An 18,190-nucleotide genomic window follows, 5' to 3' on the forward strand; every position below is an offset into this window, starting at 1 on the left:
ACTCTAACCCGCACCACTAATCGTGGTGGGAGACAGTGTCAGATGGGCAGTTTGACTGGGGCGGTCGCCTCCTAAAAGGTAACGGAGGCGCCCAAAGGTTCCCTCAGAATGGTTGGAAATCATTCGAAGAGTGTAAAGGCAGAAGGGAGCTTGACTGCGAGACCAACAAGTCGAGCAGGGACGAAAGTCGGGCTTAGTGATCCGGTGGTTCCGCATGGAAGGGCCATCGCTCAACGGATAAAAGCTACCCTGGGGATAACAGGCTTATCTCCCCCAAGAGTCCACATCGACGGGGAGGTTTGGCACCTCGATGTCGGCTCGTCGCATCCTGGGGCTGTAGTCGGTCCCAAGGGTTGGGCTGTTCGCCCATTAAAGCGGCACGCGAGCTGGGTTCAGAACGTCGTGAGACAGTTCGGTCCCTATCCGTCGCGGGCGTTGGAAATTTGAGAGGAGCTGTCCTTAGTACGAGAGGACCGGGATGGACTTACCGCTGGTGTACCAGTTGTTCTGCCAAGGGCATTGCTGGGTAGCTATGTAGGGAAGGGATAAACGCTGAAAGCATCTAAGTGTGAAGCCTACCTCAAGATGAGATTTCCCATTTCTTTAAGAAAGTAAGATCCCTGAGAGATGATCAGGTAGATAGGTCAGGAGTGGAAGTACAGTGATGTATGGAGCGGACTGATACTAATCGATCGAGGACTTAACCAATAGGTTAAAAAGAAAAGAACTCGGCAAAAAACTTATATGACTTCAAATCCAGTTTTGAGTGAACAAAATTTACTCAATAAAAGATAACACCACAGTGTGGTGGCGATAGCGAGAAGGATACACCTGTAACCATGCCGAACACAGAAGTTAAGCTTCTTAGCGCCGATTGTAGTGAGGGGTTGCCCCTTGTGAGAGTAGGACGTCGCCACGCTGATGTTATTCCGGCATAGCTCAGTTGGTAGTAGCGCATGACTGTTAATCATGATGTCGTAGGTTCGAGTCCTACTGCCGGAGTAAAAGTAGATGTAAGAAATATCAAAAGATATTTCTTACATCTTTTTGTTTTGAGCAGGACTTTAGATAATTTTATTAATATATGCTAGCATGCTTTTGTAAATAAAAGAAAGAGGGCGTTTGAATATGTATCTTAAAATTACAGATCAAGCACAAGAAAGATTACAAAAATATATTGATGAAGGCGCGACAGTTATTTTAGATTTAGATGATGGCGTGGGCGAATATTCTAAAATGGGTGTGTGCTCTTTAGATACTAGTTTCCGTTTACTTCTTCTTGATAAAGAACAAGGAAAAAATGATTATAAACTACAATTAGATAGTGATATTGGGGAAGTTTATATCAAAGATTATTCAAAAATGTACATGGATGAACACATGACCCTTTCTTTAGATCCACGTCTAGGTGTATTTACTCTTGAAAGTCCAAGTGGTTCTTTAGACAGCCATGTACAATTAGTCGATTTACGACCAGAAAAATTCTCTGGCATGAAACAATAATTTTCTCTTCATTTATCCATGATCCATAAAACTAGTCTCAATCGAGCTACATTGAAAAACATGACAACATTCTTAACTTGGTCAATAAAAAAGACGACACATTTTGTCGTCTTTTTTATTGATTAGCTATTTTCGATAAATGATCACATAGCTTGTGCTATTATTTCTGGCTTTTCTCTATTCAATTCATGTTTTCCGTTTTCGATAAACAGGAGACGGCTATTAGTTGAAACTTTATATAACCGTTTTGCTCCAGGCTTATTTGCATAATCTTTTGTACCGCATAAAATCAATTTAGGAAGTCGTGATGTATGAAGCTGTTTTTTGCAATCTAATGTTTTAAGTAAACGAAGTAGGGTAAGGCTTTGCTTTTTAGACAAACCTAATTTTTTAAACATTTTAAAAGGTACGCAGTAAAAATAAACATTCTGGAAAATAAGCAATAAGCGATCAGGAAATTCAAATTGTGGATCAGTTAAATCAATAGAGTACTCGGGGGCACTGAAACATCCATAAAGCAAGTAGCTCCGCTATCGGTTGTCAACAGGGACACTTACTTTAATGTGATTCCATTAATTTGGAGAATAAATGGACTTTCACTCTACTACGATGGTCATCCTGAAAGAATTATCAACCATCGGAAGACCTAACATTTCCTTTTCCAAACCAAATTGATACACAACAAACTCATAACTTCCCGGATCACTTGGCGCTTTGAAAGAAATCTTTCCATTTTGTGGAGTAATTTTATTGGTTTTAGAATCTTTCGATAACCGAATAGGGAAGTTAGAAAGACCATTTAGTTCAATTTGCTTGTTTCCTAATAAGGCAACAAGGACGTATTCCTCCTAATGACACTTCATAATTGCCAACTATCAAGATATCTTCATCCGAACTTTGACTTAATCTTTCAGCTTTTTCGATCAATCTCAGAGTTGCTTGATCAGTACCACCATATTCAGTAGTCGCATTTGCCGTGATACTTAACCCAAAGCTTCCCAATACAATTGTACATAGAACTAATTTTTTAATCATTATGTTCCCTCCTATAAAAAATTTATATTGTTACTAACGTAATTATCTCAGAACATGCCTTTCTTGATAAGAACTCACCAGGTTACATCAATGTAAATCATTGGCTTCGTTAAGGTAACTAGCAGTTGATTTTGGGAGTACATGACTTTTATTAACAAAAATATTTAGAAGGAATTCGATCCAAAGAAGAAGTAAAAGCTCAGGAAAAAATAAGCTCAACTGTACTTGAGCTCGTATTATCAGATAGTATGGACATGAAGGAGCTGACCTATATTAATGAGGAGGAGAGGAAATACATTTAATAGTTGAAGAAATTGAGCGTCTGGGTAGAGTTGGTGCTAGAACTTATCGTTTCTCTAAAGCTTCTTCTGGAAATTGGCCCGTTTCCTATGACGTTCGTGTAAATGGCAGACAGCATATTATATCTACCTCGGATTTAAGTATTTCAGTACCTAGAGGGAATATTATTTCTAGAACTTTAACCCATAATAATAAACGGATGATTTCTAATGGTCAACTAGTTGTAAACTAAACAAGAGGTAATGATTATGGAATTAGCAGTGAAATTAAAGTATTCATAGAAAGAAGAGAGGGGTTTTTCAAGAAGATGTTGCAGAGCCGTTAAATATTACGCGACAATAAGAGTCGAGCAATCGATTGGATGAATTTTTTTATTCGCAGACTAACTGAAAAATTCTTTTTTTGTTTAAAATAAAAACAGTTTTGTGGGATTTTCGTGGCATAAAATAAAAAACAGCGCAGACACATGGTTAAACCAACATGTTGCACTGTTTAAGGAAGCCACTTGCCGGGCTTGAACCGGCGACCTCTTCCTTACCATGGAAGCGCTCTACCAGCTGAGCTAAAGCGGCATTATCATTAATACAAATAATAGGATAACGAATATTAATGTATTTGTCAATATATTTTTTATCAAAAAAATGTGTTTTTGTACTAATGGTTTCTTCGAGAATATAGTAAAAAAATTTAAAAAAAGTATTGCGTTATTTGAAAGAAATTGATATTATATTCATGTACTTGATTCCGGCATAGCTCAGTTGGTAGTAGCGCATGACTGTTAATCATGATGTCGTAGGTTCGAGTCCTACTGCCGGAGTAAATAAAGCTTATGCAAAGAAAAAGAAATCCAATCACTTGGGTTTCTTTTTCTTTTATTATTATGATGAATCAATCTTTCTGTTTTTGTCACGTATGTTGTAATCTTTACGAAAGAGTAGAGTTGGCTACTCATAATCAACCATACTTCCCATCATCGCTAAATACAAAATAAATCAGCATTCCTACACCAATCAAAGCACAAACTGCACCAAGAAAAGGAATGACATTCCCAAAGTTATCTGTATTCATAAGTATGCCACCACCCACAAACAAAAAGCCGCCAGCAATCAGGTTTTTCATTTTATTCATTCTCCTTTCTTACGTTATAGTATTTCCTTCTTTCAATGAGTATTTTGAAAGCTATCTTATTGTATGATGTTCTTCTAGACCTTTTCTTTATTATACAGTCCATTTTCGTTATCTCATAGGAATATTCTTTTTTATTTGAAAATTATTGTATACCGTATGACATTTTTCTTCATGAAGTTGTAAGTATATTCTCATTCAAATGAAAATTTCATCATAGAAGAGATTGTATTTCTAAATTCTTAAGAGTAAAATACGAAGTGTAACTTGGATTTGGAAGGATGATTGGATGAAAGCTATTACACCGGATATGACAACAAAATTTGACAAACAGTTTCAAGCAAATAACAAACAGCAGGCGTTGCAGCGGGCTGTCGTGAAGAACGGGATTACTGCTTCTGCTGAAAATATTTCAGCACATGTGGCGAATACACCAGTATTTTCTATTGATTTAGCTACAGGCAAAGTGGCTAATCAGATGCAATCGGGTCGTTGTTGGATGTTTGCTGCATTGAATACGTTCCGTCATAAAATGCTGAATCAATTCCATTTAAAAGAGTTTGAATTATCACAAAATTACACTTTTTTCTGGGATAAATATGAAAAGGCAAATTACTTCTATGAAAACATTATTGCAACTGGAAAAGAGGCTATTGATAGCCGAAAAGTGGCTTTCTTGCTAACTACTCCTCAACAAGATGGCGGTCAATGGGATATGATCGTTTCATTATTCCAAAAATACGGTGTTGTGCCTAAATCGGTAATGCCGGAAAGTGCGAATAGTTCAAATTCTCGAGATTTGAATAACTACTTGAACAAACTACTGCGTAAAGATGCAGTTGTGTTACGCGAAATGGTTGCTCAAGGAGAAACATTAGACGCTATTGAAGAAAAAAAAGAAGAAATGCTAGAAAGTATTTATAACTTCTTAGCCATCTCATTAGGAACACCTCCAAAAGAATTCGATTTTGAGTACCGCGATGAAGAACAAAACTATCATCTTGACCGAGGACTGACGCCACAAATTTTTTATGATAAATACATCGGTGTAAAATTAGATGATTATATTAGTGTGATCAATGCACCAACAAAAGACAAACCATTCAATCGTTCTTATACAGTAGAGATGCTAGGGAATGTCGTTGACGGGAAAGAAGTTAAATACCTGAATGTTGATATGGAAACTTTCAAAAAATTAGCGATTGCTCAGCTTGAACAAGGAGAATCTGTATGGTTTGGTTGTGATGTAGGACAATCTTCTACTAGAACCAGTGGCATCATGGCCTTAGATGCTTATTCGATGGATGATCTATTCGATACGGATTTCACAATGACTAAAGCTGAACGTTTGGATTTTGGTGAAAGTTTGATGACCCATGCGATGGTATTGACTGGCGTTGATTTAGTGGACGGACAATCAACAAAATGGAAAGTCGAAAACAGCTGGGGCGAAAAAGTTGGAAAGAACGGTTTCTTCGTTATGAGTGATGCTTGGATGGACGAATATACGTACCAAATCGTTGTCAGAAAAGATTTGTTGACGAAAGAGCAACTAAATGCGTTCAATGAAGAACCAATTATGCTAGCTCCATGGGATCCAATGGGTGCTTTAGCATAGGTAAATAGTTCAATAAAGAGTATGCTATAGATAAAAAAGAGCTGGCTTAAGTCAGCTCTTTTTTATCTATAAAGTCCATCTCCTGATTTTTATGATCCCTGTGCTATAATTCTAAATAAAGGGATAAGGATTGGAAATAATCCTTTTATCATGAAACAAGTAGGATGACAAAATAGAATAAAATTGGGAGTAGGGGGAAAAGTCATGGATATCCAAACTGTTTTATCTGATCTGAAACTAAATGGGAAAGTGATTCCAGTTGTTGGCGGCGATGTGAATCAAACTTATCGTATAAAAACAGATCAACGTGCTTATTTTTTGAAAATCCATCCGAATGTAAAAAAAGATTTTTTTGAAGCAGAAGTAGATGGGTTAAAAGAGCTAGCTACATTCGTACGTGTACCAGATACCTACATGCTGGGTGAAACAAGTGAAGGCGCTTATTTGTTAATGGAATGGATCGAGCCGGGAAAAGGAGATCAACGAGATCTTGCTGTAGCTTTAGCTAAACTCCATCAGCAAACAGCGCCACAATTTGGTTTTCGAAAAGATAACTATCTAGGTACACTTATTCAGAAAAATTCTTTTGAAGAAGATTGGTGGATTTTTTTCTTTAAAAATCGGCTTGAAGCCCAGATTTCTTTAGCGGAAGAAACGAATCGTTGGAATGTACAGCGGCAAGAAAAGTATCTGCAATTTAAAGAACGAGTATTGAAATCGGTTGAACCCAAAAAGATCACTCCACGCCTCTTGCATGGAGACCTGTGGAGTGGTAATGTGTTCTTTGACCAGCAAGGACATCCAATTTTTGTCGATCCGGCTGTTACTTATGGGAATCGGGAACAAGACATTGCAATGAGTCAGTTATTCGGCGGTTTCCGACCGGAATTTTTAGATGCCTATCAAACTATATTTCCATTAGAAGAGGGATGGGAAGATCGACTACCGATTTACCAGTTATATTATCTTTTGGCACATTTGAATATGTTTGGAGAAAGTTACGGTTCCCAAGTAGATCAATTACTAGAAAGTTTTTAAGAGGAGGGCGTGTTTTTGGCAAAGAAATATACCAAAAAGCATGAAGTTTCATATTATGAGTGTGACATCAATCAAACGATGACATTTCCTTCGATGTTAGGAGTAGTTATCAAAACATCTGAAGATCAAAGCGACCAGTTGGGAAGAGGCAGTGAATTCGTCAATAGCTTTGGACTGACTTGGGTCATCACGAATTATTCTATGGAGATTAATCGTCTGCCTAGAGTCGGTGAAGTAATTTCAGTAACGACTCAAGCCATGGAGTACAATAAGTTTTTCTGTTATCGGAACTTCTGGATCCATGATGAAGATGGGGAAGAATTAGTCAAAATAGAATCTGTTTTTGTATTGATGGATTTTGTGAATCGAAAAATGAGCAGTGTTAATGAAGAAATCATTGCTCCTTTTGAGAGTGAGAAGATCAAAAAAATCAAGCGTCAGGAAAAAATTGAAAAGATTGATTCGGGCTTCATGTTGCCATATCGTGTTCGTTTTTATGATATCGATAGTAATCAGCATGTTAATAATGCGATGTATTTTAATTGGATCATTGATGTATTGGGATATGACTTTTTGACTACGCATGTTCCAGAAAAAGTAATTATTCGATTTGATAAAGAAGTAGAGTACGGGAATGAGATCGAAAGCCATTTTGAACAAGTCCCAACCGAAAATGGTATCAAAACAAAACATGAAATCCGAATGCAAGAACAGCTGTATTGTGAAGCCAATATTCTATGGAAAAATAAATAAAAAAGAGGTTGTGACAGAAGTGGTCAGCTTCAAGAAATAAGAAGAAATTTACGGAAATTGTTTCTCAAATTTTTGTGAAATTTCGGCTTAGTTTTCGAAGAAGCTACTTTTGTCACAGCCTCTCTTCCTACGATTAGTCAAGTAAAAGGTGCAAGAAAAATAGCTCGTAAACGAAAGCGACAAAATCAAGGCACACCAAATAAAGCCCCGTTCGTAAAAAAATTTTCGATCTGGGCAAAGAAGTGGTATACTGTAAGTGGTTTAATTAATGGTCCACTGAGACCGCGTACGCATAGTCGTACTCTGTATGTGCCCTAACCATAGCGTGCATACATTTCAGAAGCTTGTTCATACAAGCAACTGTGGCAACCTTCTCTTTCTTAGGGATAGGTTGCTTTTTTAATTTGTAGTAATAATCGACAATATGATTAGGAGCTGCGCGTTGCTGGCGAATCATATTTCGAATGGTGAAGAAAATAATTTTCCGTGCTTTGGGATTACCACGCTTATTGATGCGGTCTTGGCCAGTATGCTTACCTGATTGATACCGTCGGATGTCGATTCCGACAAAAGCATTCAATTGTTTATGGGTTTTAAATCGTGTGATATCTCCTAATTCACCGAGCAATAAAGCGGCTGTGAGTGCGCCAATCCCAGGGAACGTTTGGTACAACAAAAAGCAAGGAGAGCCTTCGGCTTTTTTGATCATTTGTGTCGCCAGTGCTTCTTTTTGTTCGAGTAAATCTTGGAGAAGTTCGGCGTAATAGATTGTTTTTTGACAGTGGATACTGTCTTTTTCAACAGCTGGATAGGCACACTGTGCATAGTGGATGATTTGATCTGCCTTTTGCTCGGCACGATTCGCGGAGATTTTTTTCCGTGTTTCGTTGATCAGTTTATTTTTTATTTTTGTCCGAGTAGATGCCAATACAAAATCTGGATGGGGAAAAAGACGGATCAATGTCAATGCGTAAGGGGTCATCCTGTTTGAAAAGAACTGTTCAAGCTCTGGAAAAGTCAACTGAAGGCAGTTGTGTAAATCCATGCGCAGACGAGTGATTTTCTTCTCAATTTCTTGATAAAAACGGGCTAAATCGCGCATCTCTAAGTAAAAATTGCTTTGTACTTCTTTTGGCTGACGTTGATTTTTAAGATGAGTCTGTGCGAGCCGATGGGCATCCGATTTATCTGTTTTCCAACTGCGTAAGGTGTTTTCTTCCATCTGTTTTTTCGCTTCTAACGGGTTTAACAAACAGTAAGAAAAGTGATGATCTTGAAAGAACTTTTCGACTGGTCTGGAATAAATCCCCGTTGCTTCAAAAACAATCAATGGACGTTCAGGCAAGTGCTGGATCTCTTCGAGTAATGCATGAAATCCTCTTTGAGTGTGTTCGATCTCGTCTTCAAATAAGCAGGTGTCGTCTTTGTATAGGACACTGTAGCTGTGTCCCATTGAAACATCTAATGCAAGAATGTAAGGCATTTGTTTTCCTCCTTTTTAAGTTTTGAAAGAACTTTACTGCTTCATTTCGATTCCAATTTCCTATACACGGGCTCATGGCCCCAACATACGTAAACCTGATTCTAAAATGACAGTAAAGAAGTTCGGTTTTTGATAGGGACTCGTAGTCCTCAAGGCTTTGTTCGAACTTTCTTTCACTCTTCACTATAATCTAAAAATAGAAAATAGAGGAGAACATCATTCGTCAATGATGTTCCCCTCTAATCTTAGTATGTTTTTTAAGTTTAGCTATCAGATATTGATGGTTAGTTTTGGATAAACGAAATCAATTCTTCGCCCGTCAAACCATAGTTTACGGCAATCAATAGTTTTAAACGTGCTTTTTGACTATTGATGCTGTTGCAGAAAATAATCCCCATTTCTTCTAGTTCTTTTCCTCCGCCTTCATAATCATAAACAGGCTCTGCGATTCCATTGAAACAACGAGAAACAAGTACTACAGGAATTTTTTGGACAAGAAGCTTTTCTAAAGCTGCTAAGGCTTGAGGAGGGAGATTTCCGGCACCTAAAGCTTCAATGACTAGACCGTCTACTTTCGTATGGGCGATTGCTTCCAATAAGTCTCCTTGCATCCCAGCATATGCTTTAACAATTGGGATAGTCCCATTTACAGCGGAAATATCCAGCCGCTTTGTTTCTAAAAGTTCTTGTAAGAATAAGATTCGATTCTTAGTTACTAAACCGATTGGTCCCAATGTAGGCGTTCGGAAAGTAGCAACATTTGTGGTGTGGGTCTTTGTCACGTAGCGTGCAGAATGAATCTCATCGTTCATGACCACTAATACACCCTTATCTACCGCTTCTTCACAGCTTGCGACGCGAATAGCACTTTCAAAATTATAGAGGCCGTCACTTCCAAGTTCGTTACTTGAACGCATTGCCCCAGTCAAAACAATTGGTAATTTGTCACCAATCGTTGTATCAAGAAAAAAGGCAGTTTCTTCTAATGTATCCGTACCGTGTGTAATCACCACTCCGAATATACCTGATTCATAAGCGGACAAGATACGTTCTTTTAATACCAACATGTGAGAAGGCATGATGTGTGGTGAGGGAAGATTGAAGATATCTTCAACTAAGAGTTCCACATGCTCAGGTATCGTGATTTCTGCATCTAATAACGGGTTTGCCACATCAGGACTAACACCGCCAGTGAGCATGTTTTCTTTCATGGCGATCGTTCCGCCGGTGTGCAGTACAAGTATTTTTTTCATTTTACAGACTTCCTTACGAATAATTTTGCATAGCCGTTAAATCTTATTGTATACTATATAAAAGAGTTTTGCTATCAGTGAAGAATAACAATAGCCAGACTTATTATAAAAAAGCTACTCTTACTTAAACGAAGAAGACTCGACCTTGACCTCTTAATGCACGGAGTATTTGGTTGAGTTTCTTTTACAAAAAAGTAGTCAAGAGAAAACAATTACGAAGGTGGTCGAAAATGATCAGAATCGGATTAACATCGTTTAAAGAACATGACAAATTAACTGGCAAAAAGAATAACACTCTGTATGAATATGCCGGATTTCTACCCTTAGTGGAATTAGATACTGCTTATTATGGGATTCCTCGAAAGTCCTCTGTTGAGAATTGGATAAACGAAGTACCTGAATCTTTTCGCTTTGTAGTCAAAGTCTATCAAGGGATCAGCGGTCAAGGAGATTGGAAGCCTTATTATCAGACAGAAGAAGAGATGATTACGCATTTTTTAGATGTCATGTCGCCAATGGTAGAAGCTGGAAAGCTTTTTTGCTTTTTAATTCAATTCCCCTCTTCATTCAAGTGTACAAAAGAAAATGTCCAATACTTGCGCAAACTTAGAAAGTGGTTTGAGGGTTATCCTGTTGCTGTAGAATTGCGGGACTATTCTTGGTATAGCGATGAATTTCTTGAACGTACGAGAAACTTTATGTCTCGAGCCGCTTTTTCTTTAGCCATCATTGATGAGCCGCAGCTGCTGAATACAACGATCCCTTTTGATCCGTTTGTAACCAATCCGAACTTTGCTCTTTTTCGATTTCATGGCAGGAATGCTCAGGGATGGCAAGCAAATGATAAAGATTGGCGCAAAAAAAGAACATTGTATCGTTATTCAGAAAAAGAACTACAAGAACTAGCATGTGAAGTCAAAGCAGTTGATTCTAAGACAAAAGAGATAGGTGTGATTTTTAATAACAATTCTGGCGGGGATGCGGCTGAAAATGCATTAGCACTGCAAAAAATATTAAATATCCAGCCGGATGGACTTAATCCAACTCAAATGGATCTGTTTTAAAGGCTTATTTTATTCATGAAAGGGGCGAAGTCTATGATCAAAGCTATTTTTTTTGATATTGACGGAACATTGGTCACCAATCGTTCAAAAGCATTGGAATCAACAAAACAAGCAATTAACTATGCTCGGAAAAACGGCATTTTATGCGGTGTAGCAACGGGGCGCAGCCCAATAAAGATCAAAGAAATCATTGATGAATTGGAATTAGATATGTATGTCGTGTATAATGGTCAACTGGTTTTTACTGCAGATCGAACGATTATCGACCACCCTTTTGAACAAAAAGTATTGGAACATATTGTTGAATTTGCAGATGAGAACCATCGACAAATCGTTTTTGGTGCGAGAAATCGGCTAGATGGATCAACAACGATGCTATTAGGACAATCGATTTTTATCAAGCGGCTAGTCAGCTTTTTACCGCGTAAATTCCCGGTACGTCTGATGAAAAAAGTCCTCCAGCTTTTTAGCCCTCATCGGCAAAAGGACCGTTATGAAACATTAGAGATATTAAAAGAACCAATTTACCAATGTATACTGCTTAGTCCGGAGTCAGAACAGAAAAAGTTAGAACATCTATTTCCCGAGTGTACCTTCCAACGTTCAAATACGTATACTGTAGATATCATCCCAAAAGGTGGTTCAAAATTGCTAGGCATCCAAGCTTTCGCAAATGCTGTCGGAATTGAGATGGAAGAAATCATGGCATTCGGCGACCATTACAATGATATCGAGATGCTGAAAGGTGTAGGAATTGGAGTGGCTATGGGAAATGCTCAGATTGAAGTAAAACATGCCGCAGATTTTGTGACCCAATCAAATGAAGAAGATGGCATATACGAAGGACTGAAGCACTTTGGTCTGATTTATTAGACAATGAAAGAAGGAAAACATTAGTATGGAATCAGAGACACCTTTTCAAAAAGTAGAAGCATTTCACAAAATTTTTGATCCAAGAAGACCAGAAATCCCCACAGCTTTTACTGCGATGGAGGCTCATACACGTGCTGCATTCAAAATAGAAGAACTTGTTGAATTTGTTGCAGCTACCTCACCAAGTAAAGAACAACTACATGAAGCTGTTACTCTGCTACACGAAGCATTAGATAAAGCAGAAGAAAAAATACTTGATAAAACAGAGTGGGGAAGTGACCCACTGATTGAACAAGTAGATGCACTGACAGATATCCTTTACTTTACTTACGGTTCTTTTTCATTATTGGGAATAGCGCCTGATCGAATATTTGATATCGTCCATCAGGCAAATATGGGAAAATTGTTTCCAGATGGAAAACCTCATTATGATCCTGTAACAAATAAAGTATTGAAACCTGAGAACTGGCAGATGGAGTACGCGCCAGAGCCTAAAATCGCGGCAGAAATCCAACGACAGATTCAAGAAGCTCTTGCTAGGAAAAGCTCTGCTGATAGGAGTGCATGCACAAACGAAACAGAGTGATCAGTACGTCACTATTTTTGTTATCTTTATACGATGAAAAACAAAAGATTTTCGTTTAAGTTAGTGAATGCATGAAAATAGTATGCTATAATCTAGAATAGATGTCTTTTGCACGAGAGACGTATTATTTGGATTTATGCCAAGCAGAACGCCATCTGTTGCATAAAAAGATGCATACTGAAAACGGAGGAACCATAAATGGGAAATAATGTTATCATCGGAATCGTCATTGCAATCATTATAGTCGCCATTGTCGTCTTTTTGGTTAGTTACTTGATGAAGAAAAAAAACCAAGATCGATTGGATGCCTTAGAAAAACGCAAGGAAGAATTATTTGACTTGCCAGTGATTGAAGAAGTCGATGATGTTAAAAAAATGCATCTGGTTGGGCAAAGCCAAAATACCTTTCGTGAATGGAGTCAAAAGTGGAATGACATATCTACTTCCTCATTCGCTGAATTAGAAAGTCAAATTTTTGAAGTGGAAAACCTCAATGAAAGTTTTCGGTTCTTAAAAGGAAAAAAAGCAGTTGTTGAAGCAGAAGCAACAATGGACCAAATGGAGAAACAAGTAACGGAAATCCGTGAAGGTCTGAAGGAATTGCGAGAAACGGAAGAACGCAACTCATTAGCTGTCCAGCAGGCGCTTGATGTCTATGAAGAACTGAAAGAAAAAGTCAGAGAAGACGAGCATGAATATGGACCAGCTCTTTTTGAATTGCAAAAACAGATCAAGATGATCGAAAAAGAATTTACGCAATTCGTGACTTTAAATACTTCCGGCGATCCTGTAGAGGCCCGCGAGGTTTTAGATAAAGCAGAAAAACATACGTATGAAGTGGAAGCTCTGATGAAAAAAATTCCACCACTGTATGAAGATCTCCATACGACTTTCCCTGAACAACTTGAAGAAATCAGTGATACTTATGAGAAATTAATGGAAGAACAATATGTATTCCCTGAAGAAGATCTTGCTGAAGATATCGCAAAAGTAAGTCGAAGAATTGAAAATTCATTAGCCAATCTTGAAAAAACAGAAGTTGAAACGGTCGAATTCGAAAACCGAGAAACAGCTGATTTGATTGATTCGCTATATGACATCTTAGAACGAGAAATGGAAGCTCAGAGATATGTAAAAACTAACCAATCAACGATTGCAGAGTATATCAAACATACAACGAAGAATAACCGTCAATTATTGATTGAGTTGGATCACACCGCTCAAAGCTATACATTGAATCACAATGAAATTGGTCGTGTACGAGGTTTCCAAACTGAAGTGGAAGAAATGGAACGTCAAAATGAACAGATGATTCCACAGATTCGCCAACACGAAATCCCTTATTCAGAAGTGCGTACGTTCTATAAAACAGTCTTCAAGGTCTTAGAAGATATCGAAACGCAACAAGTAGAGATCGACGACTCATTACATGAATTGAGAAAAGGCGAAAAAGAAGCGCAAGAAAAGATCGATACATTCGAATTTAAATTGCGTAGTTTGAAACGTTTTGTAGAGAAACAACGTTTGCCTGGCTTGCCGAATGATTACCTAGAATTCTTTTTTGTTGCTACTGATCGTATTGAAGAACTAAGTGTTGTCTTGAATAAAATTCGAGTAAACATGGAGGAAGTCAATCGTTTAGTTGCTCTATGCGAAGAAGATCTAGAATTATTAGATAAGAAGACACATGATCTAGTAGATGCAGCAGCACTAACGGAGCAAATGCTCCAATATGCAAACCGTTATCGTCATACACACGAAGAAGTTCGAGAAGCGATTGATAAAAGTTACTATTTATTCAATAAAGAATATCATTATCAAGAAGCATTAGACGAAATTGGTACAGCATTAGAGCGAGTAGAACCAGGTGCTTTCAAACGCATCGAAGATTTTTATTTTAATCATCCAGACTTAGTATAAAGCAAAAAAGCAGCAATCATGCAAGAACAAGACAACCATCCGTCTTGTTCTTGTCTTTTTTTATGTCTATCTGAAAGAGGAAACAAGTGAAAATTCCACCTGCTCTTGAAAGCACCTTGGACAACCGTTATAATAGAAAAGAATTTCAAAAAAGAGGGGTTTCTTATGATATATTTTGATAACAGTGCAACGACCCCAATCTTTCCGCAAAGCTTAGATGCATATGTAAAAACCAGTCAGCGGATTATTGGGAATCCATCAAGTCTTCATGATTTGGGCAATCAAGCTAATCGGTTGTTGCAGCAAGCAAGAAAGCAGATCGCTGATTTGATCCATGCAGAGCCAGAAGAAATCTTTTTTACTTCAGGAGGAACAGAAGGAGATAACTGGGTATTAAAAGGAACGATGATTGAAAAAAGAGAGTATGGGAATCATATGATCATTTCAGGAATCGAACATCCGGCAGTCAGTGAGACGGCCGAACAATTAAAAGAATTAGGAATCGAAGTAAGTATCGCCCCAGTAGATAAACGCGGATTTGTACGTGTTGACGAATTGAAAAAATTAATAAGAAAAGAGACAGTTTTGGTCTCTGTTATGGCTGTGAATAATGAAGTAGGATCGATTCAGCCCATCCAGGAAATCAGTGATCTTTTGGATGATTTCCCTAAAATTCATTTCCATGTAGATGCTGTTCAGGCAATCGGAAAAGTACCATTCTCGCAATGGTTGACAGGGAGAGTGGATTTTGCAACATTTTCAGCCCATAAATTCCATGGCCCACGGGGAACTGGTTTCATTTATTGGAAAAAGGGTCGTCGTTTAGCACCATTACTGACAGGTGGAGGTCAGGAAAGAAATCAACGAAGTGGGACAGAAAATGTTCCAGGTATTGTGGCTATGGCTAAAGCTTTACGTTTATCATTAGAGATAAAGGAACAAAAACCTGAGCAGACACAACGCTTAAAAGAAGCTTTAATCAATGCGTTGAAGTCGTATGATAAAGTGACGATCTTTTCAGAAGGAACCGACTATGCGCCGCACATTTTATGTTTTGCTCTAAAAGGAATTCGTGGTGAAGTTCTCGTCCATGCTTTAGAGGAAAAACAAATATTTGTTTCTACTACTAGTGCCTGCTCCTCACGTAAACATATGGCAAGTAGTACATTGCACGCGATGCATGTACCAAATGATTTGGCTACATCTGCTATTCGAATCAGCCTAGATGAAAATAATTCATTAGCAGAAGTGGAGCAATTTATGATTATTTTCAAGCAGCTTTATAAGAAATTTTCTGTAATCAATTAAAAGAGGAGTGTTCTTGTGAAATACAGTGAAATTATGGTCCGTTATGGAGAGCTTTCGACAAAAGGAAAGAATCGAAAAAGCTTTATCATGCAACTAGCACAAAATGTCAGACAAGCTTTGAAAGAATTTCCAGAAATCAAAATCCATGCTGATCGCGACCGGATGCATCTTTTGTTGAATGGTGCAGACAGTCAGCTAGTTATTCCAAAACTAGCAAAAATATTTGGGATCCAAAATTTTTCTCCGAGTATTCGGGTAGAAAAAGATGTTGAAGTTTTGAAACAAGCTGTTCAAGACATCATGAAAGAAATTTATACAGGGAAAGAAACATTTAAAATTATCGCTAAAAGAAGCGATCACCAATTTGAATTGACAAGTAATGAATTGAATCAAACATTAGGCAATGCTGTTTTTGATATTTCCCCTCATATCCAAGTTCAAATGCGTCAGCCCGATATTCCATTACGTGTAGAGATTCGTCGTGACGGCGCTTATCTGTCGTATGAAACGATCAAAGGAGCTGGCGGGTTGCCTGTAGGAACAAGCGGAAAAGGAATGCTCATGCTTTCTGGTGGGATTGATTCTCCTGTTGCAGGATATTTTGCAATGAAGCGGGGAGTGGAAATCGAAGCTGTTCATTTTGCTAGTCCGCCGTATACAAGTGAACAAGCACTGCAAAAAGCAAAAGATTTAACAGCGAAACTAGCGCCTTATGTAGGAACAATTCATTTTATTGAAGTGCCATTTACCGAGATTCAAGAAGAAATCAAAAAATCAGTGCCACAAGGATATTGGATGACGATCACTCGTCGAATGATGTTGCGGTTGACCGATGAAATTCGCCGTATTCGTCATGGTCTAGTTATTTTGAATGGCGAATCATTAGGTCAAGTGGCTTCACAAACCTTGCAAAGTATGGTGGCTATCAATGAAGTAACGAATACGCCAATCATTCGGCCTGTAGCGACAATGGATAAACTTGAAATCATTGAAGTAGCGGAACAGATCGATACATTTAATCTTTCTATCCAACCTTTTGAAGACTGCTGTACGATTTTTGCTCCTCCACAGCCAAAAACACGCCCTCAACTGGAAAAGGTCCATCAATATGAAGAGCGTTTAGCAATAGATGAAATGATCCAACGTGCATTAGCTGGCTTGAAGATGGAAGAGATACAAGCAGAATCTTCTAATGAAAAAACTGAAGAATTTTCAGAATTGCTATAAGTGGTTGTGAAATTAGTGTTTTGAACTAATATCGAAGATTAGCTGATAAATGATAAAAAAATTTCCCATGAAATAGCGACCCAAATAGTTAATTTTTGGGTCGTTTTATTTGTCTCACACCCTTTTCCTTCCTACCTGTAACCTTGCTCCCGGGTTAGAAACATGTTACACTAAATATGTGAAATTATTAACAAGGAGCGTCGTTATGCGAGAAAAAACAGATACACTGCCAAAAGCAACTGCGAAAAGGTTACCTTTATATTTACGCTACTTAAAGATGTTGGATGACTCAGGCATAAGTAGAATCAAATCAAATGAGTTCAGCGAAATCACCCAAATTCCTTCTGCAACGATCCGCAGAGACTTCTCGCAATTAGGCGAGCTAGGCAGAAGTGGATATGGCTATGATGTCCCTTTCCTTATCGATGTATTCAATAATATCCTTAATACTAAAGAAGAAAAACGAATCGCATTAGTTGGATACGGAAATCTTGGCAAAGCATTGAAACACAACAATTTTAGAAGAAATGAAAATCTAAATATCGTGTGCGTCTTTGATAATGATCCAGCACTGATCAATCGAGTCATTGATGGAGAAATGATCTATCCGATTGATCGTTTCGCAGAGATAGCCAAAGCAAAAAATGTGACAGTAGCAATCTCTACGGTACCAAGTAAATATTCACAATCTGCTATTGATGAAATTGTCAAAGGGAATGTAACCGCTATCCTTAACTTTGCACCTGACCGAGTAACTGTCCCAGCTTATGTCAATGTTCAATACATTGATTTGACGACCGAGTTACAGACGCTTATTTACTTTGATGAGAATTACTCAGAAGTTTTTTCTTAGGAAAATTTGAGTAGGCTTATTGATCTTGCAAGGATCCGTCGTAATTCTTTCAAAAATTTTTTAATACTAAATGAAGTGGTTTTTTCACGACCACTTGTTGACTAAAAAAAAAAACCATTGTAGAATGAAGCATAACGCTGAACAAGAGGAGTAACTGGCACATTCATTCTTAGAGAGAGAACTATCTGCTGAAAGGTTCTCAATGACAACCAGTGAAGGTAGCTTGGGAGTTTCTGTCTTGAATGGAGTAG

Annotated in this window: 16 protein-coding genes, 3 tRNA genes, 1 rRNA gene, 1 pseudogene and 4 other annotated features (1 of these 25 only partly in view); of the genes and pseudogenes, 15 read left to right on the forward strand and 6 right to left on the reverse strand. The window is 38.0% G+C overall.

Annotated features, from left to right (window positions below):
- The first annotated feature begins 66 nt into the window (after positions 1–66).
- Positions 67–235, forward strand: a sequence feature (23S ribosomal RNA rRNA prediction is too short).
- A 19-nt stretch (positions 236–254) separates the two neighbouring features.
- Positions 255–414 (forward strand) — a sequence feature (23S ribosomal RNA rRNA prediction is too short).
- A 19-nt stretch (positions 415–433) separates the two neighbouring features.
- Positions 434–696: a sequence feature (23S ribosomal RNA rRNA prediction is too short), on the forward strand.
- 107 nt (positions 697–803) lie between these two features.
- The 3 genes from rrf to A5849_RS11935 all read left to right on the forward strand — a co-directional run bounded on the left by rrf (position 804) and on the right by A5849_RS11935 (position 1,503).
- Positions 804–919, forward strand: a 5S ribosomal RNA gene (gene rrf / locus A5849_RS11925).
- Between the two features lie 9 nt (positions 920–928).
- Positions 929–1,002, forward strand: a tRNA-Asn gene (locus A5849_RS11930).
- Between the two features lie 126 nt (positions 1,003–1,128).
- Positions 1,129–1,503, forward strand: a complete 375-nt coding sequence (locus A5849_RS11935; RefSeq protein ID WP_002310873.1) for an iron-sulfur cluster biosynthesis family protein — start codon at positions 1,129–1,131, stop codon at positions 1,501–1,503.
- Positions 1,504–1,646: 143 nt separating this feature from the next.
- On the opposite strand, the pseudogene A5849_RS11940 reads toward A5849_RS11935, so the two are convergent.
- Together A5849_RS11940 and A5849_RS11945 are read right to left on the reverse strand one after the other, a co-directional pair.
- Positions 1,647–1,982: pseudogene (locus A5849_RS11940) on the reverse strand (alpha/beta fold hydrolase); the annotation flags it as partial.
- 325 nt (positions 1,983–2,307) lie between these two features.
- The gene (locus A5849_RS11945; protein WP_002310198.1) at positions 2,308–2,538 is read right to left on the reverse strand and encodes a hypothetical protein; all 231 of its coding nucleotides are present in this window, start codon (positions 2,536–2,538) and stop codon (positions 2,308–2,310) included.
- A 292-nt stretch (positions 2,539–2,830) separates the two neighbouring features.
- On the opposite strand from A5849_RS11945, the gene A5849_RS15410 reads away from it, so the two are divergent.
- On the forward strand, positions 2,831–3,070 hold the full coding sequence (locus A5849_RS15410; RefSeq protein ID WP_160298796.1) for a DUF5626 family protein: 240 nt from the start codon (positions 2,831–2,833) through the stop codon (positions 3,068–3,070).
- A 267-nt stretch (positions 3,071–3,337) separates the two neighbouring features.
- On the opposite strand, the gene A5849_RS11950 is transcribed toward A5849_RS15410, so the two are convergent.
- Positions 3,338–3,410, reverse strand: a tRNA-Thr gene (locus tag A5849_RS11950).
- A 171-nt stretch (positions 3,411–3,581) separates the two neighbouring features.
- Here A5849_RS11950 and A5849_RS11955 point away from each other — a divergent pair.
- Positions 3,582–3,655: transfer RNA gene (locus A5849_RS11955), tRNA-Asn, on the forward strand.
- A gap of 137 nt (positions 3,656–3,792) precedes the next feature.
- On the opposite strand, the gene A5849_RS14985 is transcribed toward A5849_RS11955, so the two are convergent.
- Positions 3,793–3,957 (reverse strand): hypothetical protein, encoded by a 165-nt coding sequence (locus A5849_RS14985; protein WP_002320198.1) that lies wholly within the window; start codon positions 3,955–3,957, stop codon positions 3,793–3,795.
- A 295-nt stretch (positions 3,958–4,252) separates the two neighbouring features.
- Here A5849_RS14985 and A5849_RS11960 point away from each other — a divergent pair, with 295 nt between their 5' ends.
- The 3 genes from A5849_RS11960 (at position 4,253) to A5849_RS11970 (ending at position 7,372) form a co-directional block, all read left to right on the forward strand.
- Positions 4,253–5,581, forward strand: coding sequence for an aminopeptidase C (locus A5849_RS11960; protein WP_002310204.1), 1,329 nt, complete (start codon positions 4,253–4,255; stop codon positions 5,579–5,581).
- A 204-nt stretch (positions 5,582–5,785) separates the two neighbouring features.
- Positions 5,786–6,619: a fructosamine kinase family protein gene (locus tag A5849_RS11965; RefSeq protein ID WP_086310126.1), complete on the forward strand. Its 834-nt coding sequence runs from the start codon at positions 5,786–5,788 to the stop codon at positions 6,617–6,619.
- 15 nt (positions 6,620–6,634) lie between these two features.
- Positions 6,635–7,372 carry an acyl-ACP thioesterase domain-containing protein gene (locus A5849_RS11970; RefSeq protein ID WP_002310206.1) on the forward strand — a complete coding sequence of 246 codons (738 nt, stop codon included), beginning with the start codon at positions 6,635–6,637 and terminating at the stop codon, positions 7,370–7,372.
- Positions 7,373–7,637: 265 nt separating this feature from the next.
- Here A5849_RS11970 and A5849_RS11975 read toward each other — a convergent pair whose 3' ends face one another.
- Both A5849_RS11975 and A5849_RS11980 read right to left on the reverse strand, forming a co-directional pair.
- Positions 7,638–8,855: an IS110 family transposase gene (locus A5849_RS11975; RefSeq protein WP_086310127.1), complete on the reverse strand. Its 1,218-nt coding sequence runs from the start codon at positions 8,853–8,855 to the stop codon at positions 7,638–7,640.
- Positions 8,856–9,139: 284 nt separating this feature from the next.
- Positions 9,140–10,108, reverse strand: coding sequence for an asparaginase (locus tag A5849_RS11980; RefSeq protein ID WP_002314249.1), 969 nt, complete (start codon positions 10,106–10,108; stop codon positions 9,140–9,142).
- Between the two features lie 230 nt (positions 10,109–10,338).
- Between A5849_RS11980 and A5849_RS11985 the strand changes: the two genes are divergently transcribed.
- The 7 genes from A5849_RS11985 to A5849_RS12015 all read left to right on the forward strand — a co-directional run bounded on the left by A5849_RS11985 (position 10,339) and on the right by A5849_RS12015 (position 17,939).
- Positions 10,339–11,172 (forward strand): DUF72 domain-containing protein, encoded by an 834-nt coding sequence (locus tag A5849_RS11985; protein ID WP_002310208.1) that lies wholly within the window; start codon positions 10,339–10,341, stop codon positions 11,170–11,172.
- A 33-nt stretch (positions 11,173–11,205) separates the two neighbouring features.
- Positions 11,206–12,045, forward strand: a complete 840-nt coding sequence (locus tag A5849_RS11990) for a Cof-type HAD-IIB family hydrolase (RefSeq protein WP_086310128.1) — start codon at positions 11,206–11,208, stop codon at positions 12,043–12,045.
- A 25-nt stretch (positions 12,046–12,070) separates the two neighbouring features.
- The gene (locus A5849_RS11995) at positions 12,071–12,631 is read left to right on the forward strand and encodes a haloacid dehalogenase (protein WP_002310210.1); all 561 of its coding nucleotides are present in this window, start codon (positions 12,071–12,073) and stop codon (positions 12,629–12,631) included.
- 198 nt (positions 12,632–12,829) lie between these two features.
- Positions 12,830–14,551 (forward strand): septation ring formation regulator EzrA, encoded by a 1,722-nt coding sequence (locus A5849_RS12000; RefSeq protein ID WP_002310211.1) that lies wholly within the window; start codon positions 12,830–12,832, stop codon positions 14,549–14,551.
- Between the two features lie 165 nt (positions 14,552–14,716).
- The gene (locus A5849_RS12005) at positions 14,717–15,859 is read left to right on the forward strand and encodes a cysteine desulfurase family protein (protein ID WP_002314246.1); all 1,143 of its coding nucleotides are present in this window, start codon (positions 14,717–14,719) and stop codon (positions 15,857–15,859) included.
- 15 nt (positions 15,860–15,874) lie between these two features.
- A complete protein-coding gene (gene thiI, locus A5849_RS12010) occupies positions 15,875–17,086 on the forward strand; it encodes a tRNA uracil 4-sulfurtransferase ThiI (protein WP_086310129.1) in 1,212 nt (403 codons plus the stop codon).
- Between the two features lie 205 nt (positions 17,087–17,291).
- A complete protein-coding gene (locus A5849_RS12015; protein WP_002287954.1) occupies positions 17,292–17,939 on the forward strand; it encodes a redox-sensing transcriptional repressor Rex in 648 nt (215 codons plus the stop codon).
- Positions 17,940–18,067: 128 nt separating this feature from the next.
- Positions 18,068–18,190, forward strand: a binding site (T-box leader) (it continues 94 nt past the right edge of the window).

The organism is Enterococcus sp. 10F3_DIV0382, assembly GCF_002140245.1.
GTDB lineage: Bacteria > Bacillota > Bacilli > Lactobacillales > Enterococcaceae > Enterococcus_B > Enterococcus_B lactis.

Excerpts from the sequence above, each read along its gene's own strand:
- A5849_RS11935 (WP_002310873.1), top strand. The coding sequence starts at position 1,129 with ATGTATCTTAAAATTACAGATCAAGCACAAGAAAGATTACAAAAATAT.
- A5849_RS11945 (WP_002310198.1), bottom strand. The coding sequence starts at position 2,538 with ATGATTAAAAAATTAGTTCTATGTACAATTGTATTGGGAAGCTTTGGG.
- A5849_RS14985 (WP_002320198.1), bottom strand. The coding sequence starts at position 3,957 with ATGAAAAACCTGATTGCTGGCGGCTTTTTGTTTGTGGGTGGTGGCATA.
- A5849_RS11960 (WP_002310204.1), top strand. The coding sequence starts at position 4,253 with ATGAAAGCTATTACACCGGATATGACAACAAAATTTGACAAACAGTTT.
- A5849_RS11965 (WP_086310126.1), top strand. The coding sequence starts at position 5,786 with ATGGATATCCAAACTGTTTTATCTGATCTGAAACTAAATGGGAAAGTG.
- A5849_RS11975 (WP_086310127.1), bottom strand. The coding sequence starts at position 8,855 with ATGCCTTACATTCTTGCATTAGATGTTTCAATGGGACACAGCTACAGT.
- A5849_RS11980 (WP_002314249.1), bottom strand. The coding sequence starts at position 10,108 with ATGAAAAAAATACTTGTACTGCACACCGGCGGAACGATCGCCATGAAA.
- A5849_RS11985 (WP_002310208.1), top strand. The coding sequence starts at position 10,339 with ATGATCAGAATCGGATTAACATCGTTTAAAGAACATGACAAATTAACT.
- A5849_RS11990 (WP_086310128.1), top strand. The coding sequence starts at position 11,206 with ATGATCAAAGCTATTTTTTTTGATATTGACGGAACATTGGTCACCAAT.
- A5849_RS11995 (WP_002310210.1), top strand. The coding sequence starts at position 12,071 with ATGGAATCAGAGACACCTTTTCAAAAAGTAGAAGCATTTCACAAAATT.
- A5849_RS12000 (WP_002310211.1), top strand. The coding sequence starts at position 12,830 with ATGGGAAATAATGTTATCATCGGAATCGTCATTGCAATCATTATAGTC.
- A5849_RS12005 (WP_002314246.1), top strand. The coding sequence starts at position 14,717 with ATGATATATTTTGATAACAGTGCAACGACCCCAATCTTTCCGCAAAGC.
- A5849_RS12015 (WP_002287954.1), top strand. The coding sequence starts at position 17,292 with ATGCGAGAAAAAACAGATACACTGCCAAAAGCAACTGCGAAAAGGTTA.